At 65.4% G+C, this 25084-nt stretch carries 22 protein-coding genes and 2 pseudogenes; 12 read left to right on the top strand and 12 right to left on the bottom strand.

Going from position 1 to position 25084, the window contains the following annotated elements; genetic code table 11:
• Positions 1-2: 2 nt before the first annotated feature.
• Genes KTC28_RS15945 through KTC28_RS15935 form a run of 3 tightly spaced genes read right to left on the bottom strand, consistent with a single transcriptional unit; the run spans position 3 to position 2298 of the window.
• On the bottom strand, positions 3-683 hold the full coding sequence (locus KTC28_RS15945) for an ABC transporter ATP-binding protein (RefSeq protein ID WP_216708103.1): 681 nt from the start codon (positions 681-683) through the stop codon (positions 3-5).
• A gap of 10 nt (positions 684-693) precedes the next feature.
• Positions 694-1971, bottom strand: a complete 1278-nt coding sequence (locus KTC28_RS15940) for an efflux RND transporter periplasmic adaptor subunit (RefSeq protein ID WP_255602090.1) — start codon at positions 1969-1971, stop codon at positions 694-696.
• 27 nt (positions 1972-1998) lie between these two features.
• Positions 1999-2298, bottom strand: a complete 300-nt coding sequence (locus KTC28_RS15935) for a UrcA family protein (protein ID WP_216708102.1) — start codon at positions 2296-2298, stop codon at positions 1999-2001.
• A 207-nt stretch (positions 2299-2505) separates the two neighbouring features.
• Between KTC28_RS15935 and KTC28_RS15930 the strand changes: the two are divergent.
• A pseudogene (locus KTC28_RS15930) lies at positions 2506-3891 on the top strand (sigma-54-dependent transcriptional regulator).
• Entirely contained in the window at positions 3881-5215 is a 1335-nt protein-coding gene (locus KTC28_RS15925; RefSeq protein WP_216708101.1) for a sensor histidine kinase, read from the top strand. Before KTC28_RS15930 ends, KTC28_RS15925 begins: the two are co-directional and overlap by 11 nt.
• Positions 5216-5380: 165 nt before the next feature.
• On the opposite strand, the gene KTC28_RS15920 is transcribed toward KTC28_RS15925, so the two are convergent.
• Positions 5381-6151 carry a hypothetical protein gene (locus KTC28_RS15920; RefSeq protein ID WP_216708100.1) on the bottom strand — a complete coding sequence of 257 codons (771 nt, stop codon included), beginning with the start codon at positions 6149-6151 and terminating at the stop codon, positions 5381-5383.
• Positions 6152-6337: 186 nt separating this feature from the next.
• Here KTC28_RS15920 and KTC28_RS15915 point away from each other — a divergent pair, with 186 nt between their 5' ends.
• From KTC28_RS15915 to KTC28_RS15890, 6 genes are read left to right on the top strand one after another with little or no spacing between them, the layout of a single operon-like run.
• Positions 6338-6970, top strand: coding sequence for a hypothetical protein (locus KTC28_RS15915; RefSeq protein WP_216708099.1), 633 nt, complete (start codon positions 6338-6340; stop codon positions 6968-6970).
• Complete coding sequence (locus KTC28_RS15910; RefSeq protein ID WP_216708098.1) at positions 6967-8217, top strand: DUF4350 domain-containing protein; 1251 nt, start codon at positions 6967-6969, stop codon at positions 8215-8217. The genes KTC28_RS15915 and KTC28_RS15910 overlap by 4 nt, the downstream gene beginning before the upstream one ends.
• Complete coding sequence (locus tag KTC28_RS15905; RefSeq protein WP_216708097.1) at positions 8207-9163, top strand: AAA family ATPase; 957 nt, start codon at positions 8207-8209, stop codon at positions 9161-9163. The genes KTC28_RS15910 and KTC28_RS15905 overlap by 11 nt, the downstream gene beginning before the upstream one ends.
• Positions 9160-10461, top strand: a complete 1302-nt coding sequence (locus KTC28_RS15900; RefSeq protein WP_216708096.1) for a DUF58 domain-containing protein — start codon at positions 9160-9162, stop codon at positions 10459-10461. The genes KTC28_RS15905 and KTC28_RS15900 overlap by 4 nt, the downstream gene beginning before the upstream one ends.
• A complete protein-coding gene (locus KTC28_RS15895; RefSeq protein WP_216708095.1) occupies positions 10458-11444 on the top strand; it encodes a stage II sporulation protein M in 987 nt (328 codons plus the stop codon). Before KTC28_RS15900 ends, KTC28_RS15895 begins: the two co-directional genes overlap by 4 nt.
• A complete protein-coding gene (locus tag KTC28_RS15890) occupies positions 11441-12340 on the top strand; it encodes an RDD family protein (RefSeq protein WP_216708094.1) in 900 nt (299 codons plus the stop codon). The genes KTC28_RS15895 and KTC28_RS15890 overlap by 4 nt, the downstream gene beginning before the upstream one ends.
• A gap of 197 nt (positions 12341-12537) precedes the next feature.
• Here KTC28_RS15890 and KTC28_RS15885 read toward each other — a convergent pair whose 3' ends face one another.
• The 5 genes and pseudogenes from KTC28_RS15885 to KTC28_RS15865 all read right to left on the bottom strand — a co-directional run bounded on the left by KTC28_RS15885 (position 12538) and on the right by KTC28_RS15865 (position 19474).
• Complete coding sequence (locus KTC28_RS15885) at positions 12538-13434, bottom strand: glycerophosphodiester phosphodiesterase family protein (protein ID WP_216708093.1); 897 nt, start codon at positions 13432-13434, stop codon at positions 12538-12540.
• On the bottom strand, positions 13427-14224 hold the full coding sequence (locus tag KTC28_RS15880) for a glycerophosphodiester phosphodiesterase (RefSeq protein WP_216708092.1): 798 nt from the start codon (positions 14222-14224) through the stop codon (positions 13427-13429). The genes KTC28_RS15885 and KTC28_RS15880 overlap by 8 nt, the downstream gene beginning before the upstream one ends.
• Complete coding sequence (locus KTC28_RS15875; RefSeq protein WP_216708091.1) at positions 14221-15504, bottom strand: MFS transporter; 1284 nt, start codon at positions 15502-15504, stop codon at positions 14221-14223. Before KTC28_RS15875 ends, KTC28_RS15880 begins: the two co-directional genes overlap by 4 nt.
• Before the next feature lie 91 nt (positions 15505-15595).
• Entirely contained in the window at positions 15596-18316 is a 2721-nt protein-coding gene (locus KTC28_RS15870) for a TonB-dependent receptor (RefSeq protein WP_216708090.1), read from the bottom strand.
• A 178-nt stretch (positions 18317-18494) separates the two neighbouring features.
• Positions 18495-19474 (bottom strand): annotated as a pseudogene (locus KTC28_RS15865) (LysR substrate-binding domain-containing protein).
• Between the two features lie 169 nt (positions 19475-19643).
• On the opposite strand from KTC28_RS15865, the gene KTC28_RS15860 reads away from it, so the two are divergent.
• Together KTC28_RS15860 and KTC28_RS15855 are read left to right on the top strand one after the other, a co-directional pair.
• Positions 19644-20534, top strand: a complete 891-nt coding sequence (locus KTC28_RS15860; RefSeq protein ID WP_216708088.1) for a PEP-CTERM sorting domain-containing protein — start codon at positions 19644-19646, stop codon at positions 20532-20534.
• A 315-nt stretch (positions 20535-20849) separates the two neighbouring features.
• A complete protein-coding gene (locus KTC28_RS15855; protein WP_216708087.1) occupies positions 20850-21170 on the top strand; it encodes a glutathione binding-like protein in 321 nt (106 codons plus the stop codon).
• Positions 21171-21369: 199 nt separating this feature from the next.
• Here KTC28_RS15855 and KTC28_RS15850 read toward each other — a convergent pair whose 3' ends face one another.
• From KTC28_RS15850 to KTC28_RS15840, 3 genes are all read right to left on the bottom strand, one after another.
• Positions 21370-21984 (bottom strand): rhomboid family intramembrane serine protease, encoded by a 615-nt coding sequence (locus KTC28_RS15850; protein ID WP_216708086.1) that lies wholly within the window; start codon positions 21982-21984, stop codon positions 21370-21372.
• Between the two features lie 133 nt (positions 21985-22117).
• Positions 22118-23101 carry an amidohydrolase family protein gene (locus KTC28_RS15845; protein WP_216708085.1) on the bottom strand — a complete coding sequence of 328 codons (984 nt, stop codon included), beginning with the start codon at positions 23099-23101 and terminating at the stop codon, positions 22118-22120.
• Between the two features lie 11 nt (positions 23102-23112).
• On the bottom strand, positions 23113-23826 hold the full coding sequence (locus tag KTC28_RS15840) for an SDR family oxidoreductase (RefSeq protein ID WP_216708084.1): 714 nt from the start codon (positions 23824-23826) through the stop codon (positions 23113-23115).
• Between the two features lie 470 nt (positions 23827-24296).
• Here KTC28_RS15840 and KTC28_RS15835 point away from each other — a divergent pair, with 470 nt between their 5' ends.
• Together KTC28_RS15835 and KTC28_RS15830 are read left to right on the top strand one after the other, a co-directional pair.
• Entirely contained in the window at positions 24297-24656 is a 360-nt protein-coding gene (locus KTC28_RS15835) for a GIY-YIG nuclease family protein (RefSeq protein ID WP_216708083.1), read from the top strand.
• A gap of 107 nt (positions 24657-24763) precedes the next feature.
• On the top strand, positions 24764-25021 hold the full coding sequence (locus KTC28_RS15830; protein ID WP_216708082.1) for a glutaredoxin domain-containing protein: 258 nt from the start codon (positions 24764-24766) through the stop codon (positions 25019-25021).
• Positions 25022-25084: the final 63 nt, after the last annotated feature.

Below are 25084 nucleotides of genomic sequence, written 5' to 3'. Positions count from 1 at the left end.
CCTCAGATCGCGCGGGCGACGGAGGCGACGATGCGGCCGTCCAGCATGTCGATGCGGCGCCCCGCGGCGTCGGCGTGGGCGGGCGAGTGGGTGACCATGACGATCGTCGCCCCTTCGGCATTCAGGGCTTCGAGGATTCCCATCACCTGCGCGCCATTCTCGGTGTCGAGGTTCCCGGTCGGTTCGTCCGCGAGGATCAGGCTGGGGTTGCCGACGATGGCGCGGGCGATGGCGGCGCGCTGCTGCTGGCCCCCCGACAACTGGTGCGGAAAGTGGCGGGCGCGGTGCGAAATGCCGACCCGGTCCATCGCCGCCGCGACCCTTGCCTTGCGGTCACCGGCGCCGGTCTTCCGATAGGCCAGCCCCAGTTCAACATTCTCGGCGATCGTCAGCTCGTCGATCAGGTTGAACGACTGGAAGACGAACCCCAAGGTCTCTGCGCGCAACTGCGCCAGTCCCGCCTCGTTCAGCGTCGCCAGATCGCGGTCGCCGAACAGATACGCGCCGCCGGTCGGACGATCGACGGTCCCGAGGATGTTGAGCAAGGTCGACTTGCCGCATCCCGATGGACCCATGATCGCCAGGAATTCGCCCTTGACGACGTGCAGGTCGATGTCGGCGAGCGCAGTCGTCTCGACCTCGTCCGAAGCATAGGTGCGTTGAATATTCTGGAGCCGGATCATGGGGCTGTTCCTAGCGAATGTTGATCATGGCGGCCTTGTTGAAGGCCGTGGTGCTGGAGGTGACGATGCGGTCACCGGCAATGAGACCCGACAGGATTTCGGCGCTTTCCGGGTTGCGCCGGCCGACCTTGATGGCGCGGCGGCGTGCCGTGTGGCCGCCGGGGTCGAGGACGAACGCCGAGGTACCGCCGCCGCTGTCGAGCCAGCCACCGACCGGGGCCAGCAACGCGGGGCGGGTGCTGCCGAGCGTCACGCGCACGTCGAGCGTCTGGCCGCGGTTGAGCCCGGCGGGCGGCTGCCCGTGGAATGCCAGCTCGACGCGGAAGCGCCCGTTAGTTACGGCGGGCAGCACCTTGGTGACGGTGAGCGCCAGCCCGGCATCGCCCGACGCCGGTTGCCCGACGGCGACGCGGCCAAGGTAATATTCGTCGACATCGGCGACCAGCTTCCAGCTGTTCTCGCTATCGATCTGCCCGGCCGGGTCGCCAGCCTTGAGCATCTGCCCCGGCTGGATCGTGAAGTTGGTCAGCCGCCCGGCGACCGGCGCGTGGATCGTCAAGGCATCGAGCCCCGCCTGCACGGCGTTCAGGGTGCCGGTCAGGCGACCGCGCGTGTCGGCCAGCCGCGACGCCTGGAGGGCGGCAATCCGGTCCTCCGACGCTTTGCCCGCCTGGAGTTGGGCGAGGCGCTCTTGCTGATAGTCGGCCTCCTCCGAAAAGCTTGCGACGCCGGCATCCGAGACGAAGCCCTGGTGGTGCAACTGCTGCCGGATCGACAGGTCGCGGCGCGCCTTGATGAGGTCGTAGCTGGTCGAGGCGGTCTGACTGGCGCGGTCGAGCCGGTTTCGCTCGAGCGTCAAATCTTGTCCCGAGACGTCGCCCAGCCTTCCGGCGATCTCAGCCTCCCGCGACAGGATATCGAGCTTCAACTGCGGGTTGGCGAGCGTCGCCAGCGGCTGGCCGGCAGCAACGCGCGCTCCGTCCTGCACCAGCAGCGCGGCCACTTGGCCGCCGGACTGCGTGCCGACAAAGGTCGTGATCCCCGGCGCCACGGTTGCGCGAACCGGCAGGTAGTCTGCGAACGGACCGCGGGTGACCGTGCCGGTCTCGACGTCGGCCGTAGCGACATCGGTCGAGCCGCTGGCCGGTAGCAGCCACCAGCCGATCCCGGCGGCGACCACGATCATCAAGCCGACGGCGATCCGGCGTACCCATTTGGGCACGCCGGCCGCGCGGACGACACGGCGGTCCATTCCGGCACCGCTCTCGGGGGTGGTCGTTGGGGTCACGCGAGCCTCACGCTTGACGATTTAACGTCACGACGCCGACCTGATGCGCTGCATCATGATGCGCGCGTCGACGAGCGCGGCGCTGCGACAGGCCTTGGTCGCGATCGGCGCGCTGGCATCGAGGCACACGCTGTTCGCTGCAGAGCGCAGGCGGTGATCGAGCGTGTCGCGACCGGCGGCGCTGGAAAGGTCGAGGTCGGCGTACGACACCGTCTTTTGCTGGACGACGATTTCGGGGGAGATGGCGGCAGCGGCCGGGGCAACGGCCACGGTGCAGGTCAGCACGCTTGCAGCGGCAATCAGGGAGCGGGCAAATGAGTTCGACATGATCATGTCCTTGCAGGGAGGCCGACACTGCGCCGGCCTCTGATCTGATCAGTGCAACCACCGTGCCAGTTATCCAATCACGCGTGCTTTCAGCGAGTTGACTACATCTGCCGTTGTTCGGGCGTTTTTGGAGTGTCCACATACGGACACTTCACTGTCCGCGAGCGGCCATTGGCACGCCCTGTGATTGCTGGCAGTCAGGCCGGCATGACAGTTTTGCCGAAGCTTTATGGCCTGTGCATCGTGGTCGACGACGACGATGATATCCTGCTGGCCGCCCGCCTGCTGCTGCGTGACCTGTTCGCCGAGGTGGTGACATTATCGTAGCCACAAGCCGCCTTCGACCTGATGGCGACGCGGTCGCCCGACGTCATCCTGCTCGATGCCAATTTTGCGCGCGGCGCGACCGACGGCGCGGAGGGGTTCGCTTGGCTGGGGAGAATCCTGGCGCACGATCCCGATGCGGTGGTCGTGCTGATTACCGCGCGCGGCGGCGTCCAGGTCGCGGTCGCGGCGATGAAGCAGGGCGCGACCGACTTCGTCTCGAAGCCGTGGTCGAACGACCGGTTGCTGACGACGGTTCGGACTGCCGCGGCGCTGCGCAGCTCGCGCCGGGCGACGTCGGTCGAGCGCGGCAAGATGGCGACGATCGCGTCCGTCCCCGGCGAGACGCCGCTGCTGGGCATGTCACCAGCGATGGCGCGCGTGCTGTCGTTGATCGAAAAGGCGGCTCCGACCGACGCCAACGTCCTGATCCTCGGTGAGAATGGGACCGGCAAGGAACTTGTCGCGCGCGAATTGCACCGCCTGTCGCGCCGCGCGGCGGGGGTGATGGTGTCGGTCGATCTCGGCGCGATTGCCGAAAGCCTGTTCGATGCGGAGCTGTTCGGGCACGTGAAGGGTGCCTTCACCGATGCGCGCGGCGATCGGATCGGGCGGCTGCAGGCGGCGGACGGCGGTACCCTGTTCCTCGACGAGGTCGGCAACCTGCCGCTCCACCTCCAGCCAAAGCTGCTGACCGCGCTGGAACAGCGGCAGGTGACGCCGGTCGGCGCCAACCGCCCGGTGCCGATCGATGTCCGCATCGTTTCGGCAACCAATCTTGGCCCGGCGCAGCTTAGCGACCCGGCACGATTCCGGCAGGATCTGTTGTTCCGCCTTAATACAGTGGAGATCGAGTTGCCGCCGCTACGCGGTCGACGCGAAGATATCCCCTTGCTGCTGCAATATTTTCTCGACGTCTACCGGCGCAAATACGGTAAACCGGAACGCTCGCTGCCGGCCGACGTGCTGGTCGAGCTGGTCGCCTATGACTGGCCCGGGAATGTTCGCGCTCTGCGTCATGCGGCCGAACGCGCGGTCATCCTGGCCGAGGGCGACCGGTTCACCGTCAGCGACTTCCCGCTTGCCCGCGGGTTGCCGACGACCAGCCTTCCGGCAACGGCACCATCCGACCTCAACCTCGACCGGGCCGAGCGGCACTTGGTCGAGCAGGCGCTGAAAAAGCATGCGTTCAACATCTCGAACGCTGCGGCCGAACTCGGCCTGACCCGAGGCACCTTGTACCGCCGCATGGAAAAACATGGGCTTTAGCCGCCGCTTCGATCTCCGGCTGGCGCTGCGGCTGGCGGTCTTCGCGGCGTCCATATTGCTATTTGGTTGGGTGCTATCGCTCGACAGCAGGCCTGCCACGACGCTCGTCATGGGCGGCGTCGTGATTTGGTCGGGGGCGGCAGTGTGGTCGCTCGCCCGGCGCACCAACCTCGAAGTCGCGCGCTTCGTGGCAGCGCTCGGACAGCGCGACCTCGTCCAGTCGTTCGCGCAGGCGGGCCGGGGCAGCGGCTTCGACGAGTTGGGAGAGGCGTTCGATGCGGCGATCCGGACGCTGCGCACGGCGCTGGCCGAAAGCGCCGGCCAGAACCGCTTCGCCAGCGCCTTGGTCGACGGTACTCCGACTGCGCTGCTCGCTATCGACGGCGACGACCGCGTCGAAATGGTCAACAAGGCGGCGCGGCGGCTGTTTGCCGGGGTCAAGGGTGTCCGCATCGCGGATTATGCCCCGCTCGGTGCCGCCTTTACCGAGGCATTGCAGGCAACCTCGGCGGGGCGGCAATCGACGCAGCTGCTCGTCGATGGCCTGCCGCAGCGCGCGATGCTGGCGGTCACCAGTGTCGAGCGCGGCGGTGCCCCGTGGCGGATCGTCTCGATCCAGATTATCCAGCACGAACTCGACGTCGCCGAGGTGCGGTTGCAGTCCGATCTCGTCCGGGTCCTGACGCACGAGATCATGAATTCGATGACGCCGGTGACCTCGCTTGCCGCCAGCGCGGCCACGCTGATGGCCGGGCTCGACGGCTGCGCGGACACTCGGATCGCGGATGCGCGCATCGCGGTCGAGACGCTGGCGAAAAGGGCGGCTGGCATCATGCACTTCGTCGAAAGCTACCGCGCTTTCGCGCAAGCCCCCGCAGTCACCATCGCCCCGTTCGACGGCCGGGCGTGGACCGACCAGCTGGCCCGGCTGTTCGCGGCGACCACGCTCGGGCCAACCGTTCGGTTCGAGGTGATGCCGATCGTCGCCGATCCGATTGTCGTCGGCGACATCGAGCTGCTGACACAAGTCGTGCTCAACTTGCTGAAAAACGCCGCCGAGGCGGCGTCGGATCACGGCGACACGCCGCGCATCGCGCTTTCGCTCGCTGCACTCCCGGACGGTCGCACCAAAATCGCGGTGTCGGACAATGGCCCCGGCATACGAGCGGAATATCAGCAGGACGTTTTCCTGCCCTTTTTCACAACCAAGCGCGCTGGCACCGGCGTCGGGCTGACCTTTGCCCGGCAGGTCGTTCTGCTGCACGGCGGCGCGGTCGGAATCGTTCCAACGGCCACTGGAGCCTGTGTCGAAATCGTTTTTTGAAGATACGCGTGTCGTGGGAAGGAGTCTCTAGGCGGGCTTAGAGCGACTGCGGTATGTCCCGCTTTCGGCGCCTATTCGAAATAATCAGGACACTCCGCGCTCCTGAGGCGAACCCGGTGCCGGACTGCTCTTCGACCCCGCGCAACAGCTTGCGTCAGCAAGTGCTTAGTCGAAGACGGCGGCGAGGCTTTCGACTGTTGCGCCTTCCTTGACCGTGCGCAGCTCGACGTAGGTCGCGGCGATGATCGTCGCGAGGAGCATCGCTGCCAGTGCGCTGAGCGAGCCCGCCAGGAGGACGGCGGGACTGAGCGGGGAAGGGATGCCGCCCTGAAGGCGCGCCGCGATCCCGCTGATGAGCGCCGGCGGCACCAGCAAGATCAGTCCCGCGACAAGGAACAGGCCGAACAGCCGCCAGCGCGACCCCTTGGTCAGCGCCCTGCTGCGGCCCATGCTGGCCAGAACGCCGCGGCGTTCTTCGACGAGAGCCGGGACCGACACCGACCACATTAGTGCGAAGATGATGCCGGGGACAAGAAGAAGCATCATGCCGAGCACGATGCCGAAATAAACGAGAATCCCCACGCCGATCAGCGGCAAAATGAGCGGTAAAGCCGTCTTGAAACAATTGCCGAAGGTCGGGCGGCTGCCGTTCAAGTCGGTGACCGTCGCGTGTGCCAGCATCGCCTGCGCGACGACGTTTAGAATTAGGCCGAACAAGCCCCCCGCGAGCGTATAGGGCAGCAACGTCAGCGGCTTGAGCGCCATGCCAGCGGCGATTTGCGGGGTCAGGGCGACCCGGATCAACTCGCCCGGGATAAACAGGCAGACGATGGCAATGCTAATATAAAGTAGCGGATTACGCCCGATCGCCCTGAACGCGTGGCTGAGAATCCGGCCGATATCGATCTTTTCGGCGGCAAACGGAGTTGTGGCCATAGTCTAAGTCCCCACCCTTGGCGTTGTCGCCAGTTTTCCCGAGATCGGCGGCGAAGTCCAGTGGTGGCTACGGCAATCGCTCGCCGCGCGACGACCCCCGAAACCAATGGAGCGCGGCCGCAGGAGCGCCCCTTGCGCTGTCACGGCGGGGCTGCGAAACCATGAGCCTAAGCGATCGGGGATCGGATGGGGGATCGAGCGACGACGGCGATTGACCGCATTGCGGCTGCGCACCAGCGGCTGCTCGCCGACGGGTCGACTCAGGTCGAACTGCCTGCATATCACTCGCCCGAGCCGCCAGCTTGGGCGAAGGCGCTTGGCGAGTGGTTCCATCGCCACGCCAGCGAGTTCGCCGCGCTCGGCCCGGTCGTCAAATTTGCCTTCTGGGGCGGGCTTGCGCTTCTCCTCGGCCTGCTTCTTCTCGGCGTATACTGCTGGCTCGCGCCGCGGTTTCGCCGCGACTCCACTGAGGCGGTTGCCGACGTAGGCTGGCGCCCCGACGCGGCCCCAGCACGGGCGTTGCTCGCCGAGGCTGATGCGCTCGCCAGCCGCGGCGAATTTGCCGCCGCCGCGCGCCTCGTCCTCCTCCGCAGCGTCGAGCAGATCGAGGCGCACCGGTCCGACAGCCTTGCTCCAGCGCTGACAAGCCGCGACATCGCGCGGTCGCCTCGCCTGCCCGGTGACGTCGCCACCGCCTTCGCGCTGATCACCGAGGTCGTCGAAACCGGGCTGTTCGCCGCGCGCCCGGTCGGGGCGGACGCGTGGACCCGCGCGCGCACGGCGTACGAAGGTGTGGCGTTTCCGGCGGCGTGGGCATGACGACCCCCGCCGCCGGAGCGGCGTCGAACAAAGCCGCCGGAGCGGCATCGACCCGCAAAGCCGCCCCGTTCAACCGCGTCGTCCTGTTCGTCCTGCTGTCCGTCGGCGTCGTCAGCGCGGTCGCCTTCGCCTTCCTCACTGCCTACGCCCCCGCACTCGACGCGGCGCATAACCGTGGCGGCCATGCCCTGTCGCGCGCCGGGACCGGCTTCAGCGCGATCGTCGACCTTGCGACGGCGAGCGGGACGCCGACCCGCTTGTCGCACGATGACCGGCCCGGCGACGCGGGGCTGCTCGTCCTTACCCCCGAAGCCGGCACCAGCCCGGCGCAAGTGGACCGGCTGGTCCGCGCGCGCGACGGCGAGCCGACGCTGATCATCGTCCCGAAATGGGAGACCTCGCCGAATCCGATCCGCCCGACGTGGATCGAAACCCACGGCCTCGTCGCCGCACCGGACGCACCGCTATCGACGGTCGCCCCCGGTGTGGGCGTGACGACACGAGCGGCGCGGCGTGGCGAGCGTCTGATCGCGCCGGGCATCGCCGGGGTCGACACGTTTCCCGCGCCGGCGGTCCTCCAGCGCCTCGACCCCGCCGCCGGCCTCGACGCGATCGTGACCGCCGCCGACGGCAGCGTCGTTCTCGGCTGGCAGACGAAGCATAATATCTTCATTCTCGCTGACCCCGACCTGCTCGACAACGCCGGGATGCGCGATCTCGCCGCTGCGCGCATTGCCATCGCACTCCTGCGCGACCTCGGTGCGGCAAAGGACGGTGGACTTGTCTTCGACGTCACGCTCAACGGCTTCGGCGGCGGCCGCGACCTGCTGCGGCTAATGCTCGAGCCGCCGTTCCTCGGGCTGACGCTCGCGCTCGTCGCCGTCGCCGGGCTCGCCGTCTGGCAGGCAGCGATCCGCTTCGGGACGCCCGCCGCGCCGGGCCGCGCGATAGCCTTCGGCAGTGCCGCGTTGATCGACAACATCGCCGCGGTGATCGCGACGGCGAAGCGCGAAGGCGCAATCGCCCCGCGCTACGCGGCGCTCGCAGGCGCGACCGTCGCCGCGCACCGGCATGCTCCGACGGGATTGACCGACCGCGAGCGGGCCGCATGGCTCGACCGTGTCGGTACCACGCCGCGCTTCAGCGTCCTCGCCCACGACGCGACCCTCGTCGATACGCCCGCCGCGGCGCTGGCCAGCGCGCGCGCCCTTCACCGCTGGCAGATGGAAGCCGTTCATGACCGTTGACGACGTCAGGGGGCTCGCAGCCCGGATCGAGGCCGAGGTCGGCAAGGCGGTCGTCGGGCAGGGCACCGCCGTCCGCCGCCTGCTCATCGCGCTGTTCGCGTCGGGCCACGTGCTTCTTGAGGGGCCGCCCGGCGTCGCCAAGACGCTGCTCGCGCAGTGCTTCGCTGCGGCGACCGGCCTCGCTTACGGCCGCGTCCAGTTCACCCCCGACCTGATGCCGGGCGACATCATCGGCGCGAACCTGTTCAACTTCCAGACGAGCGCGTTCACGCTGACGCGCGGGCCGATCTTCACCGAATTGCTGCTCGCCGACGAGATCAACCGCACCCCGCCCAAGACGCAGGCCGCGCTGCTCGAGGCAATGCAGGAACGCCAGGTCACGATCGACGGCACGACGTACCCGCTGGGGGCGCGGTTCATGGTGGTCGCAACGCAAAATCCGATCGAGAACCAGGGCGTCTATCCGCTGCCCGAGGCACAGCTCGACCGCTTCCTGTTCAAGTATGTCCTCGGCTACCCCGACGCCGCCGACGAACGCGCCATCGTCCTCGCCCACGGCAACCGTTTCGGCGTCGCGACGCCGGCCGGGTGGCAGGTCGTGGCGCAGGCCGACGCGGCGTTGCTCGGCGAAGCCGTCGCGACGGTCGAGGCCGTCCGCCTCGTTGATGAGGTAATCGACTATATTGTCGCACTCGTCCGCGCGACGCGCACCACGGTCGACCTGTCGTCGGGGGCGAGCCCGCGCGCCGCAGTAATGCTCGCCGGCGCGGCGCGGGCAGCCGCCGCGCTCGACGGCCGCGATTATGTCCTGCCCGACGACGTCAAAGCGCTCGCTCCCGATGTCCTGCGCCACCGCGTCGTCGTGTCGCCCGCGGCCGAGATCGACGGGGTCCCGGTCGATCGCGTGATCGCTAGCCTGATCGAGGCGACGGCGGCCCCAAGGTGATCTACCCGACGCGGCGCCTCGTCCTCGCGGCGGCGCTCGGCGCGCCGGTGGCGCTGCTCGTCGGGATCCTCGCGCCGGCTTTGTGGCTGTTACCGCTCGGCTGGGTGGCGCTGTTGCTGCTGCTCGCGGCCGCCGATGCCGCCGCCGCGGTGACCCCGGGCACGCTCACACTCGCGGCGCCGGCGGCGGTCGGCGTCGGCGAGCGCTTCGGGCTCGCCTTGTCGTTGTCCCAGCCGCACTCGCGACGCGCCGAGGCGGCGGTTGGCGGCGACGCGCGGCTCGACCTTGGCGGCGGCCGCTCGTGGCTCGCGGCGGGGGCGACGGTTTCGGCGACCGCGCTGATCCCGGCGACGGCGCTGCGTCGCGGCATCGCGATGCTCGGTGACCTGACGTTGCGCTGGCAGGGGCCGCTCGGACTGGTCTGGCGGCAGCGCGCGACGCGTCTCGACCGCAGCGTGCTGGTCACCCCCGACGTCCGCAGCGTGCGCGGCGAGTCCGTCGCGCTGCTTAGCCGGGAGGCTCGAACGGGCTCGACGGTGTGGCGCGAAACCGGCCAGGGCGGCGAATTCGACGCGCTCGCCCAGTATCAGCCCGGCATGGACCGGCGGCGGATCGACTGGAAGGCGTCGGCGCGGCATTCGGCGCTGTTCGCCAAGGAATATCGCGCCGAGCGCGACAACAACATCGTCCTCGCCTTCGACTGCGGGCGGACAATGGTCGAACCCGTCGCCGGCGTCGCGCGGCTCGACCGGGCGATCAGCGCCGGACTGCTCATCGCTTATCTCTCGCTCAAGCTCGGCGACCGGGTGACGCTGTTCGGCTTCGACTCGCGGCCGCGGCTGGCGAGCGCGGCGCTGACTGGCACGCCGGCCTTCGCCGACGTCCGCCAACTAGCAGGCAGGCTCGACTATAGCTCCGACGAGACCAACTTCACGCTCGGCCTGTCGACGCTCGCGGCGCGGCTCGAGCGCCGGTCGCTGATCATCCTGTTCACCGATTTCACCGATGCGATTTCCGCGGAGCTGATGCTGCGTTCGGTCGGAAGGCTCCTCGAGCGTCACGTCCTGCTGTGCGTCGTGCTCAACCACGAGGTGCTCGAGGTGCTCGTCGCCGCCGAGCCGCTCACCGCCGACGGTGTCACCCGGGCCGTCATCGCCGCCGACCTGCTCCGCGAGCGGCGCATCGTCCTGACGCGGCTGCGGCGGATGGGGGTCGAAGTCCTCGAGGCGTCGTGGCGCGACCTCGGCCCGGCGCTCGCCGAACGCTACCTCGACGCGCGCCGCCGGCGGTTGCGATGACCGGCCTCGTTGTCGGCAGCCGCCGCTTCCGCGCCGACCGTGAGGCCGACTGGTCGGCGCTCGAGGCCCTGCTCGACCGCGCCGACAAGACATTGCTGCGCAGGCTGTCGGACGACGATCTTCTGGCGCTGCCGCGCCTGTATCGTGCGGCGGTTTCGTCGCTGTCGGTTGCGCGCGCGACGTCGCTCGACGCCGACCTCGTGGCCTATCTCGAGGCGCTTTCGGCGCGCGCGTATTTCTTCGTGTACGGGGTGCGTGGCGGGCTGGCAGCCCGGGCGGCGCGCTTCGTCCTGCGCGATCTCCCGGCGGCGGTGCGCGGGCTCGCGGTCGAGACCCTGGTTGCGCTTGCGCTGCTCGCGCTCGGCACGGTGATCGGGTTTATCCTCGTGAACCGCGACCCCACTTGGTACGCGTCGTTCGTGCCGGAAGCTCTCGCCCACGGTCGCGATCCGCAAGCGACGACGGCGAGCCTGCGGGCGACGCTGAGCGGAGGCGGCGGCCAGCCGCTCGCGCTCCTTGCGGGCTTTCTGTTCACGAACAACGCGCGCGTTGCGATCGGCGCGTTCGCGCTCGGCTTTGCCGCGGGCGTCCCGACGGCGCTGCTGATGCTGTCGACCGGGACCATGCTCGGCGCGATCGTCGCGCTGTTCGGCGGGCGCGGGCTCGGCGTCGAGCTCGGCGGCTGGCTGATGATCCACGGCACGACCGAATTGTTCGCCGTCCTTCTCGCGGGGGCGGCGGGGCTGCGGATCGGGGGCGCGGTGATCTTTCCGGGAAACTCGACGCGGATCGCCGCGGCGCAGGCCGCCGGGCGGCAGGCAGCGACGGTGATGATCGGCGTCGCGGCGATGCTGTTCGTCGCCGGGCTGCTCGAAGGCTTCGCCCGCCAGCTCGTTACCGGGACGGTGGCGCGCTACGCGATCGCGGGCGCGATGTTCGCGCTCTGGTCGGGCTATTTCTATCTTCCGCGACGGCCGCGATGAGCGTCCGCCGGGCCGACGACGACGCCCGCGCGCTGGTCACGCCCGAGGGCGTCGTCCTGACGCTTCAGCTCGCCGGCACCGGGCAGCGGTTATGGGCGTTCGTTCTCGATCTCGCGATGATGACGGGGATGCTTGTTGCGCTCACGATCGCCGCGCTGGTCCTCGCGGGGTCGCTTGCGCTGACGCTGCCTGGAGGCGGCTCGGTCATGTTCCAGATCGTCGGCGTCATCTGGCTACTGGCCGCCTTCGTCCTGCGCAATCTGTGGTTCGTGCTGTTCGAGGCGGGGCGGCGGACGGCGACGCCGGGCAAGCGGATCGTCGGCCTGCGGGTCGCTGCGCGCGACGGCGACCGGCTAACGATCGACGCCCTCGTCGCGCGCAACCTCGTCCGCGAGCTCGAATTCTTCCTGCCGCTCTCGTTCCTCGCGTATCAGGCGGGAGCCGGGCAGGCGAGTGCGTGGACCGCGCTCGCCGGCATCGGCTGGACGATCGGCTTTGCAGTGCTGCCGCTGTTCAACCACGACCGGCTCCGCGTCGGCGACATCCTTGCGGGTACCTGGGTGCTGCGCGCGCCGCGCCGTCGCCTCGGGGTCGATGTCGCCGAACGCGGCGCGGCCACCGCCGGCCTGATCTTCACCGACGCGCAACTCGCCGCCTACGGCGTGTTCGAACTCCAGACGCTCGAGGACGTCCTTCGCCGCAGCGAGGTCAACCCGATGCGCCGTCGCCCCGACGATCCCGTGATCGCGGTCGCCGCGAGCATCCGCCGCAAGATCGGCTTCAAAGGCGGCGACGACTTCGCCTTTCTCACCGCTTATTACGCCGCGCTGCTGGTCCGCCTCGAACGGCAGAACCTATTTGGCAAGACGCGGCGCGACAAGCACGAAATGATGTAATCCGGCGACGCACAACCGGCGCAATGTGTCAGCGCTTTTCATGCAATTTTAGATCGTGATGAAGACGTTGTTGGAGTCGGACGACTGTGCTCTCGCGTTTATATTTGACGGTGAAGGTCGTCCGACTTCAGGAGCCACCAGGCATTTGGCAATTACATGCTTTACCAACTAAATTATGTAATTGCCGTCGCAGTCGATCAATCGAGATCTGCACCCCAGTCGAAACCCGATACCGTGCTGCTATAGACCCCGAGTTCGGCCATTCGCCGCACGTCATCGCCGAGTGCGAGGCCCCACGGACCGACGCGCAGGCCGTGCGTTTCAGCCTCGACGACCCGGTCGGCGGTGACATCCTTGAAGTAAGGCGACCATTCCATGCCGCCATGCGCCTTGATCGCGGCCATCTCCGATCCGAACTCGGCGGGATCGTGACCGTCGCGCCAAGGTGAGCGACCTTCGGCATCAAGCTTCGCCTGCGGAGCAAGTGCGGCAGGAATGGTGAGATGCGCCGTCATCACGCCAGGGCTGCGCAGGGCGGACAGGCGCAGGACCTGCCAGTCGAACGCGATAATCTTGGCGTGGTCGACATAGCCGGCAGCTTCCAGGTCGCGGAATACCGCCTCAACGATCAGCTCGGGAGCCGGCGCTTCCGCCGGGTTCTGCGGGTCGGTCTTGATCTCGACATACAGCAGCCGACGTGGACCGGACGCTGCCGTCAGCGCGGCCAGCAACTCGGGCAGGGTCGGTACGTGGACGCCGTCCATCTGTTCGCGATCTGGATACTGCAGCGGCGTGGCGAGATCGGGCCGGGTCCGACCGACGTCGTACCGGCGCAGCTCGGCGAGCGTCATGTCCTTCAGCGGGCCGCTGGCCGCATCGAGCCAGACACCATCCATCCGGGTATGGTCGGCACTGAACCGATAGTCGTGGTGCGCAACGACATGCCCGTCTGATGTCAGTTGCACATCGATCTCGATGCCGTCGATGGGCAAATCGAGGCAGCGCAATGTTGCCTCCAGCGTGTTGGCGGGCCACAGCGCATATCCGGTTGCGCCTGCGATCAGAAGGGGCTTGGGCGAAACGGGCTCAGACATCGGAATTCCTTGCGTCTAGGGATGAAAGAATTTGCAGCATGGCGTCGGGCCGATCGGTGGTGACGGCGTCGACGCCAAGCGCCAATACGCGAGCAAAATCGTCTGCGGAGTTCACGGTCCACGCCCATACGGCAAGACCGAGGACCCGTGCGCGGGCCACCGCCTGCGCTGTCAGGTCCCGATACTGGCATGACCAGATCGTCCCGCCGGCGGCGTGGATTCGGTCCAGCGCGGAAAGCGCTTCCATGCCCGGTCCGAAATCCTGCCGCCAGCGTTCGAGATAGGCGAGATAGTCGCGGGTGTCGGTCATTCCCGTCTGCTCCTGCGTCAGTCCGGCCAACCAGCGCACCGCCATCGTGTGGAATGCGGTGGGGTATTCGGGCAGGATCGCGCGGGCGTGGGTCATCGCACCAAGGTCGAACGATGCAAGCGTGACCCGTTCGGGCCGCCCGTGCTTTCGCAGCAGCGGCGCGGCACGTTCCAGCACCCTGCGCCCGTGGTCCGCCAGGCCGTCCGCCCAGGGTGTAGCCTTGACGTCGATGACCAGCCCCATGTCGGGCCTGATCTCGGCGACCAGCGCCAGCACGTCGGAGAGCGTCGGTGCACCGTCGGCGACGCTGGCCGGGCCGAGCAGGTCATGGCGCGCCACCAGCGATCCATCGCCCAGCAATTGCAGGTCGAACTCGAAGGCATCGGCGTCCGATCGCATCGCGCGGGCAAAGGCAGCGAGCGTGTTCTCCGGTGCATGTTCCAGCCCGCCGCGGTGCGCGATCAGCAATGGACGGCTCATCGTGCCGCCACCAGCGCAAGGCCGTCGAGCCGCCGCCGGATGGTCGACAGCGCGCGGGCGTCGAGCGGAAACCGCCAGATCAAAGCGATCGCCCCGAACTTGAGCAACGACGGCAGGTAAAGGTGCGACGCCTGCAGGCCGAACACCGCCAAGGCATTGTGAGTGTGACTGCCCGGATCATAGCCGAACGCGCCGAGCAGCATGAACGCCAACCCCGCGCCGAATGCGATGCCGAACTTGTTGATCAGCGCCTGCACCGCGAAGAAGGTCCCGGCCTTGCCCGATCCGCTGCGCAGCATCTCGTAGTCGACAACGTCGCCGAGCACCGCCGGCGATGCAACGTTGGCGATCGAGTACGTCGCGCCCGCGAGCGCCACCAGGATGAGCATCGGAATAAGCGACGCTTCGCCTGGGGGCAGCAGCGCCATCGGCGGGTAGCACAAGGCGGTCAGGAACAGGCCGGTCGCCCAGGCACGGTGCTTGCCGATCCGGGCGATGACCCGCGTCCACAGCGGCAACGCGAGGAAGTTCGCGCCGACGTAGACGACGAGCACCAGCCAGATCCAGCGGCCGAAGCCCATGTAGCTGGCCTGGTAAATGAAGACCAAGGCGCTGAAGACGCCATCGGACAGCCCGTTCAACGTCGCCGAGCCGATATAGATCTGCAACGGCCGGTTGCGGCGCAGTGCGGTGACGAAGCTACACAAAGCTGCGGGTTGGCGCAGGGTTGTTTGACGCTCCCGGGGCACCAGAAACAGCGCGAGCGGCACGGTAAGCAGCAGCAGTATTGCCACCGTCCAGACGATGAAGATTAGAACTTCGGGCGAGTATTCGGTGCTGCGAAAGATCGGCAGTGCAGGAATGAGCGAAAACACCAAACTGCCGACATAACCGGCACCGGCACGATAGGTGAACAACGTGGCGCGCGTTTGATAGTCGCCGGCGAGTTCACTGCCCCAAGCGTCATAAGGAACGCTGAACAAGCTCCAGCCCAAGAAGAACGCCATCGACGCCCAAAGGAAATAGGCGACGCTCGCACCCTGTTCCGGCATCACCAGAGCGGCAAAGGCGATGTACAGCACGACCGCGCCGGCGATCAGCCATGGTTTACGCCGCCCGATTGGCGACCGCGTTGCGTCCGACAGCGCGCCCGCTCCGAAATCGAACACCACGTCGGATAAACGGGTGACCAGCAGCACCAGCCCGATCGATGCCGCCGACAGCCCGACGAACGTGCCGTAAAAACCGGGGACGATGACCCCGGCGGCATAGATCATCATTGCTGCCGGGACGCCGGGCGCGGAATAGCAGAGCAGTTGCCAGGCGGAGAGCTTAGACCGGGCCACAGCCGGGGGTACGGACATTCCGGCCTCAGAACCGCTTGCTGATGCTGAAGCCGAACAGGCGCGGATCGAGCAGCACCACCGAACGGGACACCCCGAGCGTTTCGGAATTGACGCCGATGCCGGTGACCACCGTCTTGTCGAAGACGTTCTTCACGTACATCTGCACCTGCAGATCCGTGTCGCGAAGGTTGAACGAAACACTCAGGTTGACGGTGTTCCAGCCGTTCAGCCGATTGTCCTCGTTGTTGTAGATATCGGTGTAGAAACTCGACTGATGGTAGACGTCGCCGCGCGCGACCGCCTGCCAGTCGTGGCCGAGGTCGAGCGCATATTGCGCGCCGAGCGTGGCGGTGAAGCTCGGCGCATTGGGCAGGCGCTTGCCCTTTAGGTTGACCGGAACGCCGGTGCTGGTCGGCAGGACGATGCCGAGCGCGGCAAGCGAATTCTTGCTCGGATCGCGGCTTGCATAGGCGCCGTTGGGCGCTGCCTCGGTCGGGCAGGCACCGGTCAGTGCGTTGGCTGCCACCTTGCCCGCGTTGATCAGCGTGACCAGCTTGGCGACATCGGCGACCGCTGCGACACAGCCCGAAGTCAGCGACTTCAGATAGATCAGCGACGGGTCGCCTTGGAGTCGGTCATAGGTATCGACCGACGATCCCGCGCCGATCGAGCTGTGCAGATAGCCGGCCTGCGCGTTGAACCGGAGGCGATCGGTCGGCGACCAAGTGGTCTCGACTTCGACACCATAGATTTTCGCATCGACGTTGGCGGTCGCTTCGTTGAGCCCCTGAACCTGGGAGATCTGGTAGCCCTTGTAGTCATAATGGAAGGCCGTCAGGTTCAGCGTCGCGTGATCGTCGAACAGCGTGTTTTTGGTGCCGATCTCAAACGAATTGACGAACTCCGGCGCATAGATCGGCGGTACTTCGACGACGTTTGGCGGATTGAAGCCGCCTGCCTTGTAGCCGCGCGAGAAGGATGCATAGACAAGTGTCTTGTCGGTGAACGACAGCACCGGCCGCCAGTCGACATTGGCGCGCCCGGTCAGTTCGCCGAAATTGGCACGCTGCTCGACGAGCGTATCCGGAAAGCCCTTGCCGTCCGTCAGGATCGTTATCGGATAGTTGGTATAGTCCTTGTGGTCACTGGTGTAGCGAAGGCCTGCAGTGACCCGCACCGTGTCGCTGGCCTGCCAATAAATCTCACCAAATGCCGCGCGCGAGTTCAGCGTATACGGGTTGTAGGCATCGAAGTAATTATGCCCCTGGCTGTTCGGATTGAGATTGGGATCGATGTAGGAGTTGCCACCCAACAGATTGCGGATTGCGGTAACCGCAGTCTCCCCGTTCGACAGAATGAAAATGTTATTGAAGCGGTTCAGGTGCATGTAGAACGCACCGAGGTTGAAGTTGACTGGTCCCGAAAAGGACGATTGCAACCGGATTTCCTGACTCCACTGCTTGGTGCGGTAGACATCGTAGTCGGTGTCGAGGTTGAGGAAACGCGATGTACCTGTCTGGGGGTCGGTAAAGACGCCGCCAGGCGTCACGACCGTATTGTTGAACGGGATGGTAGCGCTCTGGAACTCGGCGCGCGTGTCCAGCCGATCATTGGAATATGCAGTCAGCGAGGTGAGCTGCAGGTTGGGCGTGACATCCCACTGCAAGTTCAGCTGGAACAGGTCGTTGCGCGCCTTGTAGGTCGGATCGATGTTCTGCGAGAGGGTGCGCTGGTCGCCCGATTGGCTGCCCCCGTTCACATCCCCGGACACCAGGCCGTAAAGGTAGGACAGCGACCCGCCGAGCGTCGCCACGCTGTTGACGTTGCCGGTCTGCGCCGACTGGCTGTGGATCGAGTCCTTTAGGCAGCCGCGGCTAAGGAAGTTGCGCGCTGCCAAGGTGTTAACCGCGACGCCGCCGACGCTCGATGGGCCGACGTCCTTGCTGCACAGGAACTTCTGGCCACCGAACCGCGAGTCGTCCTCATTGAAATGTTCCCACATCGCAAAGGCGTGGAAGTTCGAACTGGGAGTGAAGGCGAGCGTGGCGCGAGTCGAATACAGGTTACGTGCGTCGATATCGTTGCCGGTCACCGAGTTCTGCTGGAACCCGTCTCGCTTTAGCGCGCTGCCAGCGACGCGCAGGCTGAACACCGGTCCCAGCGGCACGTTGATCATGCCCTGCAGCTTGCGGCTGTCGTAATTGCCATAGCCGCCGCTGAGGCTCGCTTCGAATTTGTCGACCGGCTTGTTGGTGATGACGTCGATGACGCCGCCGGTGGCGTTGCGACCATAGAGCGTACCCTGCGGCCCGCGCAGCACCTCTATCCGCTGGACGTCGAAGAATTCGGCATCGGCAAGCCGGTTGACCGCCAGCGGCGCATTATTCTCGTCCACCCCGACGCCGGTGTCCGCCGTCGTCGAAACGACCTGATAACCGACGCCGCGGATCGAATAGTTGGTCGACCCAAAGGCAGCACGCGTGAACGACATGTTCGGCACGGCCCGTTCCAGATCGGACCCGTCACTGACCTGGCGGGTCTTCAAGTCGGAGCCGGATAGCGCGGTGATTGCGAGTGGCACATTGTTGATCAGCTCTGATCGACGCTGCGCGGTGACGACGATTTCGCCGTCGCCGCCTGCCTCGGCCTGCGCCGCCGCGACATCCTGCGCCAATGCGCCCTGCGGCACCGTCAGCGCGAAGAACGACAAGGCTGCCGTCTGTAGAAATGTAGACTTCATGGTCATTGCGAGCCCCGCGATTGCAAAATATGCGATTAGATAATCTTGGGCTGCGAATAGGCAGGAACGCTGCTGGCGCAAATCGCAATTTCTGGCGCTGGAGTTGAGCTGGATGCAACGTGCAACACAGAAATACAGTGATTCTGACGCAAATTAATATTATGATTGACGTAATTCGGTAACATCAGCCATTTGATATTAGCTGACGTGAGGCGAGCACGACCTCTGCTTGAGCGAAAAGCCAGCTACGAAAGCGACGGACCATCGGTTTGTCGACGTCGGGTTTGCGGCAGACGAAATACATCGATCGCGCACTCACCAGGCGCTGCGGAAACGGCGCGACCAAGCGGCCCTTCTGCAGGTCGCGATGACAGATGATGTCGGTGCCGATCGTCAGCCCAAGTCCGTTGACTGCTGCGTCGAGTGCCAGCGAGAACGTGTCGTAGCGGTGCCCGCGGCCTTCGAGCAGGTCCGGGCGCCCGACAAGCTGCAGCCATTCCGCCCAGATCGACGGCATCGTATTGAGATGCAGCAGCCGGTGGTCGGCAATCTCGTCGAGCACCGCCGGATGACGGCTTGCAAAGTCGGACTGCACACCGGAAAAAGCTCCAGGCTCAACAGCCGTTCGGCGTGGAAGCCCGGCGGCGGTTCCTTGGCGACCTGCAGGACGACGTCGATTGCCTCGCTGTCGAGCAGGTTGAAGTAACCCAGGCTGTCGAGCCGCAACTCCGTATTTGGATATTGCTCGTAGAACGAGGAGACCCGCGGCAGCAGCCAATAGGACGCGAACGATTGCGGCAGGGCGACACACAAAGTGTTGGTCTGGCGCGTCCGCTTCAATTGCGCCCCCGCGGCGCGCAGCGAACCGAAGGCGGGACCGGTCAGCTTATAATAGGTTTCGCCGTCCGGGGTCAGCATTAGCGCCTTGTTGCCGCGGATGAAGAGCTGCACCTCCAGGTCTTCTTCGAGACTCTGGATGCGGCGGCTGATTGCCGATTTGGTGATGTTGAGTTCGCCGGCAGCCTTCGTGAAACTGAGCGATTCTGCGACAAGGACAAACGCCTCGATGGCGCGCAACGGGGGAAGACGCTGAACCAAGCGCGTACCTGACTGGAAACTCGATAATCGCAGCCTGCCTACGTCGATCGTGTGACAACTTCGCACCAAGCTCGAAAGGGGAGGTCGGCTTTTGGGAAATGGCCTAGCGGCTTGGAACGGTTGAGATTGCGTCCATCAGCCGACCACTATCTATCAGTGCACCGAGCTCATGTCCTTGAGCAGGCAGCGCGACCCGCGCATTAGGTGGCAAATCGAGCTATCTCAGGAACGCCTCATGCCTTCTTTGCTGCGACGTTGCGTCAACCGAATTGCCGGCATGTTGCTGCTCTGCATGATGATTTCCGGCAGTCCGGCGCCGGGTCGTACGATCCTGTTCGTCGGGAATAGCTTTACATTCGGCGCGAACTCGCCGGTCATGCGTTATCATCCCGAGCGGGTTGCCGATCTTAACCGCGAAGGGATCGGCGGCGTCCCCGCCCTGTTCAAGACGTTTGCCGATGAGGCCGGGCTGGACTGGACAGTGAGCCTGGAGACGTCGCCGGGCAAGGATCTGGCGTGGCACCTGGTCAACAAGCGTGGGTTGATCGACCGCCCTTGGGACGTGGTGATCTTGCAAGGTTACAGTACGCTGGACGCGGAGCGGCCGGGCGATCCGACGCGCCACATCGCCGCCGCACTGACCCTGGCCGCCCTTTTTCACGCTCGAAATTCGCAGGTGCAGGTGGATCTGATGGCAACCTGGTCCCGGGCCGACCAGACCTATCTGCCGGATGGTCATTGGTACCACCAGCCGATCACTCGAATGGCAGACGATCTTCTCGCCGCCAGTCGTCAGGCGCTGACGACTGGCCCGGGGCTGCATGCGGTCGTGCCGGTCGGGACCGCGTGGAACCGTGCAATGCGCGACGGCCTGGCAGACTCAGACCCGTATGATGGATTGGCCTTTGGGCAGGTAAGCCTGTGGACTTGGGACCAATACCACGCCAGCGCTGAAGGATATTACCTCGATGCTCTGGTCGTTTTTGGAACGGTGACCGGCCTTGATCCGCGCAACTTGCCTGAAAAAGAGCGTGCCGCTGACGACCTCGGTCTCAACCCCAAGGTGGCGGCTCAGCTGCGGAGCGTCGCTGCAGCGGAGCTCGCAGCCCAGCGAAACGCAAAGTGACCAGGTGTGGAGGCTCACCGGTCGACGAGCGCCCGTTTACCGGAACCGGCATGATCGGGTTGAGCGTTCGCAATTGGGTCGTCCCGGCGGACGGCGGTTGATGGAGGGAGAACGTCGCGCCGGAACCAACGTCCAGTGCCTGGGAGCGAATAATTGCCCTGAGCGGTCGGCATTGGGTCGAAGCCGCCAACATATCGCTGCTGGGCAGATGGCGGGATCGCTAGTCTCGATGGCAAGCGCCTCCAACGCGGCCGCGTTGTCCTCGCGATAGCGCCTGGCGACCGCAGCGCCGAGATCGGCCTTGCTCGGAAAATTATGCTAAATGCTTGCGGCTTTGATCCCGACGTCGTCCGCGAGATCGCGGAAATGCAGCCCGCCATAGCCGCGCGCCTGGACAAGGCGCTGCGCGGCGCGCGTTTTTTCGATGGAGTCCTTACACCCCAGCCGTTTGTGGCGGGCGAAGCCTTTTCGATGGCGGACATCACCGTGATCGCGGGATTTGTCTTCGCAAAGATCGTGGGTCTGGAGATCCCGACCGAGCTGGTCAGCCTTCATGCCTGGTATGTTAGAATGCTCGAACGTCCGAGCGTGATACACTGGCAGGAGATGCACTTGACCGATCGGCGGGCAGCTTGATCAGACCCGGCGTTCTAGGCGGCGTAGACCGCAAGGGCTTCCAGCGCCGCACATTATGCGCATGCAAGTATGGATCTATGGCGCAAATCCGGTTGAAGCGTCGATACGTAGACCTGCCGGACTGTCATCAGCCAAGACCGAACTGTCGCCCGATATCTGTCAGGCGACAACCGACCCCGCGCTGATAGCTGACGTGCGATCAGGCTCGGCTGCGTGTCGGCCGGATGCCGAGAGCGACCGCCGCATATGCTGCACCGATCAGGACTGCGGCCCCATGGATGTCGTACCGACAGCAGAGCGCGACGGCGATCATCAAGCCAATCACGCCGCTCAGCCTTGGCCGGAGCGAGCGCGCGTCCTTGAGCGTTGATACAAGCAGCGCGCCTGCCAAGCTCATGTAAGCAATGGAGTTGCCAGCGCCGATGGGTTGCCAGCGTAGGGCGATCAGCTCGGTTAGGACGCCGCCGCCGAAGTAGATGAGGCTCCAGTGCAGTCGACCGAACCTACTCTCCGCTATCCGTCCGACAACCACCATCATCGTAACGTTGAACAAGCCACCGATCAGCCAATGATCCTGGACGAAGAGGGATGTGACGACGCGATACCATTCGCCCGATCTGATTGCCCCCGCATTCCTGCCGAAAAGTGCCAGCAGCGTCGGGTATACGAGTTGCCCCAACAGGCCTGCTGCAACCAGCGACGCAAGGGAGATTGTGAGTACCGGTAAAGCTTGGCGGCGGGTTGCAGCAGCCCCGGAATTACCGACGCTGCAGAAAACGATGGCGATCAGGCTCAGGACACCGACGAAATCCATGCTGGAACCTACGACAAGTCCAGCTCGACCGGAAAGGGGGGTGATCGAGCGGCGGACAAAAACTCGGTCGCGATGCACCCGATAACCAAAAAGCGTCCGTTCTCATGGAAAGGTTTGATCCTCTAATCGATCGCTACTGAAGGCACGAAGCCGTTAGCCGGAGCCAATTGCCGTGAGCGAACGCGGCCTTGCCGGAATCGTCCAGTCCACATTCAGAAAGGAAGCGACGGGCGTCCTCGCCGGGCCGGTACTGGTAGGGATAGTCGGTCGAGAACAATAGCCGGTCCGTGCCGACAATCGCCACCGCTCGCTTGAGATAGTGCGGAAGAAACATGCCGCTGGCGGTCACGTAAAGATTGTGGCGCAGGTAGTGCGCGATCGGGTGCGACAGACCCGAAACGCGGTCCATCACCGCAAGACGCTCGGCGTAGAAAAGGACGAGCTCGCCCCAATGGCCGAGGATCACCTGAAGGCCGGGCAAGCGATCGAAGGTGCCAGCCAGGACCAGCCGCAGGAACTGTATGCCGGCATCATAATGCCAGCCAAGCCCCACGGTCGCGAAGCCGGCATCGACGAGCGGCGAGAAGCCTGAATAATAAGCGTCGCGCACCGCCATTGGCGGCGTGCGGGGATGCAGCAGCACGGGCACGCCTAGCATTGCCGCACAATCGAGGATTGGCGCAAACGCCAGATCGTCGAGATGGCGCGCGCCCACCCGGCCACACAGCATCGTGCCCTTGAAGCCTAGCGTCGAGATGCAGCGGTCGAGTTCGAGCGCTGCTTCATCGGGTATGGACACCGGCAATGTCGCCATCGCCTGAAACCGGGTCGGGTGGCGCGCAACCGCCTCCGCCACGGCGTCGTTGGTGCGCTGCGCCAACTCAACGCTTTCCCGGCCGAGATCGTGCAGCGCCGGCGTGGTCAGCGACAGCACCTGGATATCGAGGCCGCTTTCATCCATCAGCGCCAGCCGTTCGCCGGCGAGGTCCGCAAGGCGTCGCCCGACCACGCCTTGATGGTAGCCGACACTCGGATCGGACATTTCAAGACCGATCGCATTCCAGGCATTCGCGACCGCGGACGTGAGAAAGTGTTCCTCGATGCCGATCAGCTTCATCGGTGGCTCGATCACCATGGGACCGTGTTCCCGTTGCGATCGAGGAAGGCGAGGCCTGGTTGACCCTGACGGCCGAGCAAAACGTCGACGATCAGCGGAACGCTCTCCTCGATGCCGAACGGCGCCTTCGGACCGCCGAGCTGGGTTCGGATCCAGCCAGGCGCGATCAGTACGAGCGCGCGCGAATCATCGGCATAGCGTGCGGCGTAGCTACGAAAGAGTTGGTTAAGGGCTGCCTTGCTGCTCCGGTAAACCTCGTGGAGTCCGTTGGTGTTGTTGGTGATACTGCCCTGGCCCGAAGACATGACTCCGATCAGGCCGTCCGCGTGAACGAGGTCCCGGCAAGCTTCGATCACGCGCAAGGGGCCGAGCGCGTTCGTCACCAGCACGCGCGCATATTCGTCGGTCGCGATTTCGCCGGCGATCTCGTCCTGCATGTTCGCGGTTCCGGCGTTGACGAACAACATGTCGAATTGACGTCCAACGAGGCGATCGCGCAGAGCGGCGATCTGGTCCGGCTGCGCGATATCGACGATCTCGATTTCGACGCAATCGGGATGCGCGTCGGCCAGTTCGTGCAGTTGAGTCCGCGTTTCACCGCGCACCGTGGCGACGACATGCCACCCACGCTTAGTGAACTCAGTGGCCATGCCGAGGCCGAGGCCACGGGAGCCGCCAACGAGCAGGATCGTGCTGAGGGTAGGCTTCGTCGTGTCTGGCGTCATACTGTGCTCCGAATATGTGTCGGCCAGATAGCGTCTCCTCTAATCACTGCGCCAGATGCAGCGAATGCATTGTATAGTTGCATGAGACGCAGGTGTTGTGGTCTCCGGATAGACAGCGATGGACGCCGTAAACGATCTCGATCTCAACCCCTCGGTGCGCTGCTGACAGCCGCGTTACCGCCGCCTGCCGATACGTCGCGGCCTCCCACCGTGGAGCATTCACCGGTCTGGTCGATGCCGCGCTGGCTGAGCTCGGCCTAAGACGCGACATGATGGTCGTCGTGCGGGGCTTCTCCACCGCGATGCGGATCGCGAGGCAGTCAAATCTGGCAAATTCCTTCTGCTTGTCAGCAAGTGGATGTTTAAACGCCGACCACCGGTTCTTGATACGCTTCGACCGAAGGGTGCTCGTCCTCGCCCGCCTGAGCGGTTAGCGATACGTGTCGCCGCAGCAGGACTGGCCAGCACCGATGCCCGCACCATCATGGATGAAGAACGCCGAGCGAGCCGCTCGCGCGCTTGGTGCATCCACGGCGGGCCATGCCAGGGCCCGACACTCGGTCTACGTCGTCCTGCTCGATAACGCCGCGCGACGCGACCCATGGGGCCTTTATGTGGGCCAGACGTCGCGGGATCCGGACTGGCGGTTCGATCAGCACAAGGCCGGCTACAAGGCGAGCAGCGCGGTCCGCCGCTTCGGCGTCCGCCTGCTGCCGGACCTCGTTCGGCACCTCAACCCGCTCCAGGGTTGGGAGTCGCTCGAGCTGGAGGCAGCGCTCGCCGACGCCTTCCGCGAAGCGGGAGTCGACTGGGTCGAGGGCGGCCATTGACCACGGCTGTGCGATCGGGTGCGGCGGCACGACGAGGGTGCCAGCGGGAACGCCATGCCGCTTAACTCGCTGTAGCGGCGTGGGCGCTTGTGTCCGAGGAGGCTGGTATGGCTCAAGAACAGACGGCAACGCTCTATCGCATGATCCTGCCCGACCACACCTGCCCATTCGGCGTTCGCGCCAAACAGATGCTGGAAGAAGCCGGGTTCCACGTCGACGACCGTATCCTGCGGTCACGCGAGGAGGTCGATGCGTTCGAGGCGAAGCACAGTGTCGACACGACCCCGCAGGTTTTCATTGATAATGAACGGATAGGCGGCAGCGACGATCTCGAGCGCTATTTGGGGCAGGGCAGGAGCCTCTAACGGTCGACTTCTAACATCAACAGGTCGCCAGCCGGACGAACGCCAGCTGTTTGCGACTAAGCC

Source organism: Polymorphobacter megasporae (genome assembly GCF_018982885.2).
In the GTDB taxonomy this organism is placed as follows: domain Bacteria; phylum Pseudomonadota; class Alphaproteobacteria; order Sphingomonadales; family Sphingomonadaceae; genus Polymorphobacter_B; species Polymorphobacter_B megasporae.
Note: the sequence above shows the minus strand (reverse complement) of the source record. Positions and strands in the feature narration are given on the sequence as shown.

Coding starts and splice junctions, on each gene's coding strand:
- KTC28_RS15945 (WP_216708103.1), bottom strand. CDS start 683: ATGATCCGGCTCCAGAATATTCAACGCACCTATGCTTCGGACGAGGTC.
- KTC28_RS15935 (WP_216708102.1), bottom strand. CDS start 2,298: ATGTCGAACTCATTTGCCCGCTCCCTGATTGCCGCTGCAAGCGTGCTG.
- KTC28_RS15925 (WP_216708101.1), top strand. CDS start 3,881: ATGGGCTTTAGCCGCCGCTTCGATCTCCGGCTGGCGCTGCGGCTGGCG.
- KTC28_RS15920 (WP_216708100.1), bottom strand. CDS start 6,151: ATGGCCACAACTCCGTTTGCCGCCGAAAAGATCGATATCGGCCGGATT.
- KTC28_RS15915 (WP_216708099.1), top strand. CDS start 6,338: ATGGGGGATCGAGCGACGACGGCGATTGACCGCATTGCGGCTGCGCAC.
- KTC28_RS15910 (WP_216708098.1), top strand. CDS start 6,967: ATGACGACCCCCGCCGCCGGAGCGGCGTCGAACAAAGCCGCCGGAGCG.
- KTC28_RS15905 (WP_216708097.1), top strand. CDS start 8,207: ATGACCGTTGACGACGTCAGGGGGCTCGCAGCCCGGATCGAGGCCGAG.
- KTC28_RS15895 (WP_216708095.1), top strand. CDS start 10,458: ATGACCGGCCTCGTTGTCGGCAGCCGCCGCTTCCGCGCCGACCGTGAG.
- KTC28_RS15890 (WP_216708094.1), top strand. CDS start 11,441: ATGAGCGTCCGCCGGGCCGACGACGACGCCCGCGCGCTGGTCACGCCC.
- KTC28_RS15885 (WP_216708093.1), bottom strand. CDS start 13,434: ATGTCTGAGCCCGTTTCGCCCAAGCCCCTTCTGATCGCAGGCGCAACC.
- KTC28_RS15880 (WP_216708092.1), bottom strand. CDS start 14,224: ATGAGCCGTCCATTGCTGATCGCGCACCGCGGCGGGCTGGAACATGCA.
- KTC28_RS15875 (WP_216708091.1), bottom strand. CDS start 15,504: ATGATGATCTATGCCGCCGGGGTCATCGTCCCCGGTTTTTACGGCACG.
- KTC28_RS15870 (WP_216708090.1), bottom strand. CDS start 18,316: ATGACCATGAAGTCTACATTTCTACAGACGGCAGCCTTGTCGTTCTTC.
- KTC28_RS15860 (WP_216708088.1), top strand. CDS start 19,644: ATGCCTTCTTTGCTGCGACGTTGCGTCAACCGAATTGCCGGCATGTTG.
- KTC28_RS15855 (WP_216708087.1), top strand. CDS start 20,850: ATGCTAAATGCTTGCGGCTTTGATCCCGACGTCGTCCGCGAGATCGCG.
- KTC28_RS15850 (WP_216708086.1), bottom strand. CDS start 21,984: ATGGATTTCGTCGGTGTCCTGAGCCTGATCGCCATCGTTTTCTGCAGC.
- KTC28_RS15845 (WP_216708085.1), bottom strand. CDS start 23,101: ATGAAGCTGATCGGCATCGAGGAACACTTTCTCACGTCCGCGGTCGCG.
- KTC28_RS15840 (WP_216708084.1), bottom strand. CDS start 23,826: ATGACGCCAGACACGACGAAGCCTACCCTCAGCACGATCCTGCTCGTT.
- KTC28_RS15835 (WP_216708083.1), top strand. CDS start 24,297: ATGCCCGCACCATCATGGATGAAGAACGCCGAGCGAGCCGCTCGCGCG.
- KTC28_RS15830 (WP_216708082.1), top strand. CDS start 24,764: ATGGCTCAAGAACAGACGGCAACGCTCTATCGCATGATCCTGCCCGAC.